Below are 8,136 nucleotides of genomic sequence, written 5' to 3' on the forward strand. Positions count from 1 at the left end.
GGCATCTTTCCCGCCTTGACAAGCCACCCCAGACCGTCAGCACAATCAAGCTTCGGGGTGCCCCACCGCACCCTTCTTTTCGCGGCGCAGCCGCTCTTTTCAGCGGCTCCGCCGCGCCTCTCTAAGCCTCACTTCCCCTGAAAGTTAGGCCGACGCTTCCCCACAAACGCCTCCACCGCCTCAGCGTGATCAGCAGTAGCCCCCAACGCAGTCTGCGCCGCATCCTCAGCCGCCAACGCCTCCTCCAACGAAGACTCAGCCGCCACCGCCAACACCCCCTTGATCTTCGCGTAAGCCACCGTCGGCCCCCCAGCCAACTTCGCAGCCACCTTCTGCGCCCGAGCCGCCAGCTCCTCGTCCGGCACGACCTCCCCGACAAGCCCGATCCGCAACGCCTCAGCCGAGTCCACCGTCCGAGCCATCAGCATCAACTCAGCAGCCCGCCCGTACCCGATCAACCGCTGCAACGTCCAAGACGCCCCCGAGTCCGGCCCCAGCCCGACATTCGCGAACGCCATCAAAAACGAAGACGACTCAGCCGCGATCCGCAGATCACTCGCATAAGCGAAGGCCGCCCCAGCGCCGGCCGCAGTGCCGTTCACCGCCGCGATGACCGGCTTCGGCATCCCGGTGATGGCCTTGACGATCGGGTTGTAGTGGTCGCTGACCGTGTGCAGCGGGGCCGGGTCGTTCGCCTGCAGCAGGCCGACGTGCTCCTTGAGGTCCTGTCCGGCGCAGAACGCCTTGCCGGTCCCGGTGAGCACGACGGCGCGGACGTCCGGGTCCTCGGCGGCCGCGCGCAGCTCGGCGAGCAGGCGCTCCTTGAGCTCGACGGTCAGCGAGTTGTACGCCTCCGGCCGGTTCAGGGTCAGGGTGCGCACGCCGTCGGCGTCGGCGGTCAACAGGACGTCGGATGTGGTCACGAAATGCTCCTCTGAAGCGGCGGCTCGGGTTCTCGGGACTGAGTCTCGCACCCTCGGCGGGCGGCATACCAGCACCGATGCGGCGGCAAATGATCGGTCCGCGTTCGCGCCCGGGCGCTGATGAGGGACAATGGGGGACGAGACCCGGCTGGCATGGGAGTGCGCGACCCGGGCGCGCCGGTTGAGACGGAGGGAGCACGCTATGGCGGCCATGAAGCCCCGGACCGGAGATGGTCCCCTCGAAGTGACCAAGGAGGGGCGGGGCCTCGTCATGCGGGTGCCACTGGAGGGTGGCGGCCGGCTGGTCGTCGAGCTCTCCGCGGAGGAAGCGAAGGACCTCGGCGCTGCGCTGCAGGAGGTCACTGGCTGACCTGCGCTCTCCCCGCTCTGTCCACTGTGCACCCCGGTCTCCTCTTGGAGGCCGGGGTCGGTTCGTCTGTGCCCTAAGGTTGCTCGCTGTGCGTAACTCGCTACCACCCGTTCCCACGAAGCTGCCCGAAATCGAGGTCGTCGCCGCGACGCGCCGCGGAATCCCGCGAGCAGTGCTGGTCGCGCCGGCCGAGGCGGAGGAAGGCGCAGCGTACGGGTCGAGCGGACGCACCGCCGAAGTGCGCGAAGTGCCCGAAGACGGCGACGGCCCGCGCTGGGTCGCCGGTATCGGCGAAGGTGCGCCCAAGGACTTTCGCCGCACCGGTGCCGCGTTGGCGCGCGCGATGCGCGAAGCGGCCGAGAACCGTCCGATCCGGACAGTCCAGGTCGTACTGCCCGAAGACGCGACAGCGGAGCACGCCGCCGAATTCGCGGTTGGACTGTCGTTGGGCGGTTACCGGTTTGTGGTCACCACGACAGAGCCGAAGCCGCCGGTACCCGCCGTACGCCTCGTTGTCGCGCACGAGCGCGCCGTGCCCTCGTACGCAGACGCAGTCGCGCGCGTACGCGTTCTCGCGGCGGCTGCTGCCTTTACGCGCGATCTCGCGAACACGCCGTCCAACATCAAGAACCCAGCATGGCTGGCGAACACCGCGGCGAAGGTGCTGGGCGGCACCGTCGACGTGACCGTGCGAGACGAGAAGTGGCTCGCCGACAAGGGGTTCGGCGGAGTCCTGGCGGTCGGCGGCGGTTCGGTTTCGCCGCCGCGGTTGATCGAAATGGCGTACCGCCCGCGCGGCGCGACGAAGCACCTGCTGTTCGTCGGCAAGGGGATCACCTTCGACACCGGCGGCATTTCGCTGAAACCGGCCGACGGCATGCACCTGATGCGCACCGACATGGCGGGCGGCGCGGCCGTGATCGCCGCGATGCGCGCGATCGCCGAGCTGAAGCTGCCGGTACGCGTCACCGCGCTGGTGCCCGCGGCGGAAAACCACGTCTCCGGCGGCTCGTACCGGCCGGGCGACATCGTGCGGCACTACGGCGGCCAGACCACCGAGGTCGGCAACACCGACGCCGAGGGCCGGATGGTGATGGCGGACGCGCTCGCGTACGGCATCGCCCAGTTCAAGCCGGACCTGATCGTCGACGCGGCCACGCTGACCGGCGCGATGAAGGTGTCGCTGGGCGTGCGCACCGGCGGCGTCTTCGCGACCGACGACGACCTCGCCGCGCGGGTGATCGAGGCTGGTGCCCGCGCCGGTGAGGCGTGGTGGCGGATGCCGCTGGTCGAGGACTACGCGACCGGCATCGAAGGCGAGCTGGGCGACGTCCGGCAGGCCCCCGGCGGCCCCGGCGGGATCATGGCGGCGCTGTTCCTGCGCGAGTTCACGGCGGGGCTGCCGTGGGCACACCTGGACATCGCGGGCCCGGCGCGCGCGGACAAGCCGTATGACGACGTGGTGCCGGGCGCGTCGGGGTTCGCTGCTCGGACGTTGGTGGAGTTCGCGGCCTCCTACGAGGGCTAGTTCTTGCCCGCCAGCTCTTCGTCCCGGCGGGTGAGCACGATCGGCTCCCCGTCGGTGATCGCCACCGTGTGCTCCGAATGCGCGGTACGCGAGCCGTCGGCCGAGCGGATGGTCCAGCCGTCCGGGTCGTAAACGATCTTGTCCGTCGTGCGCGCCAGCCACGGTTCCAGTGCGAGCGTCAGGCCCGGCCGGAGTTTCATGCCCCGGCCTGCCTTGCCGCGGTTGGACACGTGCGGTTCGCCGTGCATGGTGCGGCCGATGCCGTGCCCGCCGAACTCGGTGTTGACCGGGTAGCCGTAGCCGGTCGCGACCTCCTCGATCGCGGCCGAGATGTCGCCGAGCCGGTTGCCCGCGCGCGATGCCTTGATCGCGGCTTCGAGCGCTTCCTCGGTGGCCCGGATGATCCGCTGGTCCTCCTCGGCGGGCGTGCCGACGATGACCGTGCGCGCGGAGTCCGCGGCCCAGCCGTCGATGGTGACCGCGATGTCCGCAGTGAGCACGTCGCCGTCGCGGAGGGTGTAGTCGTGCGGCAGGCCGTGCAGGACGGCGTCGTTGACCGACAAGCAGATGACGTTGCGGAACGGGCCCTCGCCGAACGACGGCGCGTAGTCCCAGTAGCACGAGACGGCTCCGCGCCGCTTGATCATGCCGCGCACGTGGTGTTCCAGGTCCATCAGGTTCACGCCGACGTCGGCGAGCTTGCCGACCTCGGTCAGCACCTCGGCGATGAACCGCCCGGTCACGTGCATGCGGTCGATCTCCGCAGGCGTCTTCAGCTCGATCACGACTACCTCGCGTCCTCAGGTTCCGGTATTTCTATACCGGAAACGCTAGCACGGTACCGGGATACAAATACCACCCTGGCCGCTAGTCCGTCCTGCCGAGCACATGGTCCCGGAATGCTTGGACGGCGGGCGAAAGCGGCTCCCCGGCGCGCCAGGCGAGCCCGATCGTCCGGTGGACCGGCGGGTGCAGCGGGACCTCCGCGACGCCGGCCGGGGAGCCGGGTTCGAAGCGGGGCAGGAGCGCGACGCCCAGGCCTGCGCCGACGAGTCCGCGGACAGTGTCGGATTCCTGGCCCTCGAAGGCGACCTTCGGCGTGAAACCGGCGGCGGCGCAGAGGTCGTCGGTGATCCTTCGCAGACCGTAGCCGGGTTCCAGGAGAACGAACGGCTCGTCGGCCAGCTCCGCCACGCGCACGCTGCGTCGTCCGGCCAGTCGATGTCCGGCGGGAACCGACAGGTGGATCGGCTGCCGGTCGAGCACGACCGTCTCCAGCCGTTCGTCCTCGACGACCGGGGCGAGCAGGGCGAGATCGAGTTCGCCGGACACGAGCCGGTCGACCATGTCCTGCAGCGAACCTTGTACGAGGGAGAACCGGGCGGTCGGGGCCTGTTCGCGATACGCGCGCAGCAATTCCGGCACCAGCGACCGGCCGAGCAGGTGCAGAAAGCCGAGCACGACGCGCCCGCTCGCCGGTTCGATCTCCTCGCGGGCGAGGCGGACTCCAGCGTCGACCACCGGCAGTGCGCGTTCCGCGGCGTCAGCCAGCAATTCGGCGGCGCGGGTGAGCCGGACGCCCCGGCCGTCGGGCACGGTCAGCGGTGCGCCGAGGGCGTGTCCCAGTGCGGCCAGCCGCCTGCTGACTGTGGGTTGCGGCACTCCGAGGATCTCGGCCGTGCGGGTGACGTTTCCAGTGCTCCGCAGCGTGGCCAGCAGAGACAGGTGCGGGACGAGCTGCGCGGTGAGGCTCTCATTCGGCACGGTATGAATGATGGCAGATCAACGTATTAGACGTATTGATTAGCCAAGCTTACTTTCAAGGTCATGCTTTCCTCCGCCCGCCGGGTCAAGGTCGCGGTCGCCGCCGCGGGCTTCACGTCGTTCGCCCTGCTCTACGCGCCGCAAGCGGTCCTGCCGCAGCTCGCCGGGCAGTACCGCCTCGATCCCGGCGGCGCGGCGCTCGCGGTGAGCGTGGCGACCGGTGCGCTGGCGATTTCCGTGCTGCCCATCGCCGCCTTGTCCGAGGTGGTCGGCCGGCGGCCGGTGATCATCGCGTCCGTCGTGATCTCCTCGGTGCTCGGGCTTCTGCTGCCGCTGGTGCCGGACTACTCGCTGCTGCTGGTGCTGCGCGCGGTGCAGGGCGTCGCGATCGCCGGATTCCCCGGCGTGGCCACGGCTTACCTCGTGGAACGGCTCGGGAAGACCGGCGTCGCGGCCGCGGTCGGGGCGATGATCGCGGGCAACACCATCGGCGGCATGACCGGACGGCTGGCCACCGGGTTCACCGCCGGTCCGTTCGGCTGGCGCGGCGCGCTGTACGTGGTGGCCGGGATTTCGCTGGTCTGCGCGGTCGTGACAGTGGTGATGCTGCCGCCTTCGCCGGTCAAGACGGGGGAGCGGCAAGGCCTGCGCGACATCGGCGTCGGCCTGCTTACCGCGGTGCGGCGGCCGGTGTTGCTCGCGCAGTACGCCGTCGCACTGCTGGCCATGGGCGCGTTCGTCGCGCTGTACAACGCGGCCGGGTTCCGGCTGACCGGCGAGCCGCTGAACCTGTCGCCGGCGATCGCGTCGCTGGTGTTCGTGTCGTACGCGCTGGGCTCGGTCTCGTCGGCCACGGCCAACCGGCTGTCCGCGCGGATCGGGCGTCGGCAGGCGCTGGTCGGGGTGCTGCTGCTGACCGCGGTCGGCGCGCTGTTGACGATCCCGGATTCGCTGCCGTTGATCGTCGTCGGTTTTCTGGTGCTGACAACGGCCTTCTTCGCCGCGCACTCGATCGCGAACAGCTGGGCCGCGGCCGAGGCCCCGGAGAACGCGCGCGGCCAGGTCGGCGGGCTGTACATGCTCATGTACTACCTGGGCAGCAGCGTCGGCGGCGGGGTCGGCAGTGTTGTTTACGGGCGGGCTGGGTGGGATTGGCTGATCGTGGCTGTGGTGGTGTGGCTGGGGCTGGCTGTGGTGGCGGTGCAGGTGGGCACAAGGGCGCGGCGAGAGGAGCGGGTGCTGGTGGGGTCGTGAGTGGCGATGCCGGTTCTAACCGGCTTGAACACTCACGAGCACGCCGTGGCCACCAGTAGTCCGCCGCCGACCGGCAGCAGCGCCGGGACCAGCCGGTCGTCCTCGCGCACGGCCCGCGCGACCTCGCGCAGCGCCATCGTCTCGGGGTCGCGCCGGGCCGGGTCGGTGAGCCGCCCGCCCGCCAGGACCTGGTGGAACACGATCACCCCGCCGCGGCGCAGCAGCGCGACGCCCTGCTCGTAGTAGCCGGGGTACTCGATCCGCGCGGCGTCGACGAACACCAGGTCGTAGCCGCCGGGGGTGAGCCGCGGCAGCACGTCCAGCGCGCGGCCGACGATGAGCCGCATCCGGCCCGGCGGGTAGCCCGCTTCGAGGAAGGTCTTGCGCGCCGCCCGCTGGTACTCCGGTTCGACGTCGATCGAGGTCAGCACGCCGTCGGCGGCCATCCCGCGCAGCAGGTACAGCCCGCTCACGCCGGATCCGGTGCCGACCTCCACGACCGCCCGCGCGGCGACCGTCGCGGCGAGAAAACGCAGCGTCGTGCCTGCTCCGGGAGCCAGCGGGGCGCAACCGAGGTCGGCCCCGCGCAGCCGCGCCGCGGTCAGCACGTCGTCGTCGGGCAGGTACCCGTCGACCTGCTCGGCGCCGACCGCCCCGGTCTCGGCCGCCGCCTCTGTCCCCGAACTCACGCGCGAAGGTTAGCGCTGGTTGTCGATAAATCAGCGAAGGCTCCCTGGTAAGCGCCCTCCGGTCCCGGGAAAGCCCGCGAAAACCCTGGAAAGGCCAACTTCTCAGGCTGCTCTCAGATCGGTCTCATGAGTTCCATAAGGAAGCCGGACAGACTGAGTCTCAACCACACGGGAACACCGTGTGCCCGGCCCGCGTTGGCAGAGGTGAAGAGGAGTTGACCCAGATGGAGGTGCCTGCTCCCCTGATGCAGAACGCCGAACTGCCGGAGGCCGCTCCGGTGACCGTGGACGCAGCCGAGGCGGCCTGGACGCCGCCCTCGTGGGACGAGGTCGTGCGCGAACACGCCGACCGCGTCTACCGGCTCGCCTACCGCCTCACCGGCAACACGCACGACGCCGAAGACCTGACCCAGGAGACGTTCATCCGCGTCTTCCGGTCGCTCGCGTCGTACAAGCCGGGCACTTTCGAGGGCTGGCTGCACCGGATCACCACGAACCTGTTCCTCGACATGGCGCGCCGCCGCTCGCGCGTGCGCATGGAGGGACTGCCCGAGGACACCGACCGGATCGTCGGCGACGACCCGAGCCCGGAGCAGCACTACAGCGACACCCACCTGGACCCAGACCTGCAGGAGGCGCTCGACGAGCTGCCCCCGGAGTTCCGGGCCGCGGTCGTGCTGTGCGACGTCGAAGGACTGTCGTACGAGGAGATCGGCGCGACGCTGGGCGTCAAGCTCGGCACCGTGCGCAGCCGCATCCACCGCGGCCGCTCGGCGCTGCGCGCGTCGCTCGAGCGCCGTCGCGCGACCCGGGAGGAATCTGCGAAGGTGTCCGTATGACCGGCTGGCGTTTCGCCGAATCCCACCTCATGCCCGACGCGGTAGTCGCACTGGTCGACGGCGAGCTGACGCCGGTCGCCCACGACCGGGCGCTCGCGCACCTCGCGCGCTGCCCGGACTGCGCGGCCGAGGTGACCTCGCAGCGGCAGGCTGTCGCGGCGGTGAAGGACGCGGGTGCGCCGTCGATGTCGGCTGGGTTCCTGGCCAGTCTTCGGTCGATTCCGGAGCACACTGATCTTCCTGGTACGCCGGATAATCTCGCGGTCACCGCGGATGGTCAGCTGGTGGCGATCCAGCGGCCGGAGCGGGTGGCCGGGCTGCGTGACGCGGGAGTGCTCGGGGGTACCGCGCCGTTGGGAACAACCGCGCCGCTCGGGCAGTCGGCGAACGTGCTCGGCGGCGGTCGGTTCGCTTTCAGCCGGAAACGGGCGGCGCAAGGGGCCGGGGTCGTGGTGTCCGGGCTCGTGCTGAGCGCGCTCGCGCTCGTCGGGACTTCGGCGGATAGCGGGGAAGGGACCACGGGGACCGGGCCGGTTCGGGTGCCTAATGCGAACTTGCTTCCGGCGCAGATGACTGTGCCTCGGTCGGGGGGCGAGGCGGAGTCGGTGGCTCCGGAGGTTGAGCCGGAGCCGGGGATGGTTCGGGCTGGGGCTGCTGTGGCGGCTCGGTAGGTCTCTCGCGGGCGGCTCGTCGCCTGGCGGCGACATTGCGCTCGGGTGGGGGCCACCACCCCGAAGCTGAGTGTGACTACGGCGCGGGGGTGCTTGTC

9 protein-coding genes are annotated in these 8,136 nt (G+C 70.4%); 5 read left to right on the forward strand and 4 right to left on the reverse strand.

The genetic code is table 11. The annotated features are described in order from the left end of the window. Positions 1–128 precede the first annotated feature (128 nt). Positions 129–923, reverse strand: coding sequence for an enoyl-CoA hydratase-related protein (locus ACFXI3_RS46650; RefSeq protein WP_378408640.1), 795 nt, complete (start codon positions 921–923; stop codon positions 129–131). A 202-nt stretch (positions 924–1,125) separates the two neighbouring features. Between ACFXI3_RS46650 and ACFXI3_RS46655 the strand changes: the two genes are divergently transcribed. Together ACFXI3_RS46655 and ACFXI3_RS46660 are read left to right on the forward strand one after the other, a co-directional pair. Beyond that, entirely contained in the window at positions 1,126–1,293 is a 168-nt protein-coding gene (locus ACFXI3_RS46655; protein ID WP_005155393.1) for a DUF3117 domain-containing protein, read from the forward strand. 88 nt (positions 1,294–1,381) lie between these two features. Further along, positions 1,382–2,821 carry a leucyl aminopeptidase family protein gene (locus ACFXI3_RS46660; RefSeq protein WP_378408641.1) on the forward strand — a complete coding sequence of 480 codons (1,440 nt, stop codon included), beginning with the start codon at positions 1,382–1,384 and terminating at the stop codon, positions 2,819–2,821. On the opposite strand, the gene map is transcribed toward ACFXI3_RS46660, so the two are convergent. Together map and ACFXI3_RS46670 are read right to left on the reverse strand one after the other, a co-directional pair. Beyond that, entirely contained in the window at positions 2,818–3,606 is a 789-nt protein-coding gene (gene map / locus ACFXI3_RS46665; RefSeq protein ID WP_378408643.1) for a type I methionyl aminopeptidase, read from the reverse strand. The genes ACFXI3_RS46660 and map overlap by 4 nt on opposite strands. 82 nt (positions 3,607–3,688) lie before the next feature. Continuing rightward, positions 3,689–4,585: a LysR family transcriptional regulator gene (locus ACFXI3_RS46670; protein WP_344288627.1), complete on the reverse strand. Its 897-nt coding sequence runs from the start codon at positions 4,583–4,585 to the stop codon at positions 3,689–3,691. A 63-nt stretch (positions 4,586–4,648) separates the two neighbouring features. On the opposite strand from ACFXI3_RS46670, the gene ACFXI3_RS46675 reads away from it, so the two are divergent. Beyond that, complete coding sequence (locus ACFXI3_RS46675; RefSeq protein WP_378408646.1) at positions 4,649–5,839, forward strand: MFS transporter; 1,191 nt, start codon at positions 4,649–4,651, stop codon at positions 5,837–5,839. Positions 5,840–5,871: 32 nt separating this feature from the next. On the opposite strand, the gene ACFXI3_RS46680 is transcribed toward ACFXI3_RS46675, so the two are convergent. Beyond that, complete coding sequence (locus ACFXI3_RS46680) at positions 5,872–6,528, reverse strand: O-methyltransferase (RefSeq protein ID WP_344288622.1); 657 nt, start codon at positions 6,526–6,528, stop codon at positions 5,872–5,874. Positions 6,529–6,752: 224 nt separating this feature from the next. Between ACFXI3_RS46680 and sigE the strand changes: the two genes are divergently transcribed. Continuing rightward, entirely contained in the window at positions 6,753–7,367 is a 615-nt protein-coding gene (gene sigE / locus ACFXI3_RS46685) for an RNA polymerase sigma factor SigE (protein ID WP_037353366.1), read from the forward strand. Then, positions 7,364–8,038: an anti-sigma factor family protein gene (locus tag ACFXI3_RS46690; RefSeq protein ID WP_378408648.1), complete on the forward strand. Its 675-nt coding sequence runs from the start codon at positions 7,364–7,366 to the stop codon at positions 8,036–8,038. The genes sigE and ACFXI3_RS46690 overlap by 4 nt, the downstream gene beginning before the upstream one ends. Positions 8,039–8,136: the final 98 nt, after the last annotated feature.

The organism is Amycolatopsis sp. NPDC059235, from assembly GCF_042754125.1.
GTDB classification, from domain to species: domain Bacteria; phylum Actinomycetota; class Actinomycetes; order Mycobacteriales; family Pseudonocardiaceae; genus Amycolatopsis; species Amycolatopsis albidoflava.

What these genes read in the sequence shown, in the direction of transcription:
- ACFXI3_RS46655 (WP_005155393.1), top strand. Translation starts at nt 1,126, where the DNA reads ATGGCGGCCATGAAGCCCCGGACCGGAGATGGTCCCCTCGAAGTGACC.
- ACFXI3_RS46675 (WP_378408646.1), top strand. Translation starts at nt 4,649, where the DNA reads ATGCTTTCCTCCGCCCGCCGGGTCAAGGTCGCGGTCGCCGCCGCGGGC.
- sigE (WP_037353366.1), top strand. Translation starts at nt 6,753, where the DNA reads ATGGAGGTGCCTGCTCCCCTGATGCAGAACGCCGAACTGCCGGAGGCC.
- ACFXI3_RS46690 (WP_378408648.1), top strand. Translation starts at nt 7,364, where the DNA reads ATGACCGGCTGGCGTTTCGCCGAATCCCACCTCATGCCCGACGCGGTA.